Here is a 738-nt window from a genome sequence, read left to right on the forward strand (position 1 = left end):
GTGCAGGCGACAGGTTCGATGACATAGTGGTTCATCAAGGCCAGAAAGCGTGGGTGAAAGATCCGGTCCTTCGATCGCGAGACATAGGTCACCATGGTTTTGGGGTTGTCGATGATCACCCGGCGCGGGACGCCGCCGAAGAACGTCAGCGCCCGCACAAAAGCATCGAGCACCATCTCCTGCTTCTCGTTCATATAGGCCACGACGAAAGGCTTGCGGCTATGGCACAGGCGGAAATGGGCGACGTGAACCTTGTGTTGGATACCGCCTAACAGGACATATTCTTCGCTCCAGTCGAACTGAAGCGCATCGCCAGGCGCGAAATAGAGCGGGATGAACGCATCAGTTCCGTCGGTTCCCGATGACTTCTTGAGCTCACTGACAAAACGCTGAACTGGCGAATAGGACCCCGTGTAGCCCTGCGCGACGAGCCCTTCATAGAGCTTCTTCGCTGTGCGCCGATCACGCCGCCGAAGGGACAGATCGTGCTCGAAAAGTTCCCGCAGGCGCGCCTCGAACTGCGCGTTCAGTTTGGACCCGACGCGCGGTTGCCGTCTGCGATATCGTGGTTGCTCCGGGTCCCTCAGATACTTCTTGATCGTCGTCCGCGAAATCCCCGTCTCGCGCGCCACGGAATGGATGCTGCGCCCATCCCCCAAGATCCAGCCTCGGATCTTCATTGACGTTTCCATCAGTAACACCTGCTCTTCCTCCGTGCCAAAGCGCACGGATGTTAAC

Annotated in this window: 1 protein-coding gene; it reads right to left on the reverse strand. The window is 58.1% G+C overall.

The window, feature by feature from the left end; translation table 11 throughout:
• Positions 1-738 (reverse strand): IS21 family transposase (istA, locus tag DQW77_RS17945; protein WP_181711343.1); only part of this gene is annotated, 738 nt, incomplete at both ends.

The sequence above is a fragment of the Roseovarius sp. TE539 genome (assembly GCF_003298505.1).
GTDB lineage: Bacteria > Pseudomonadota > Alphaproteobacteria > Rhodobacterales > Rhodobacteraceae > Roseovarius.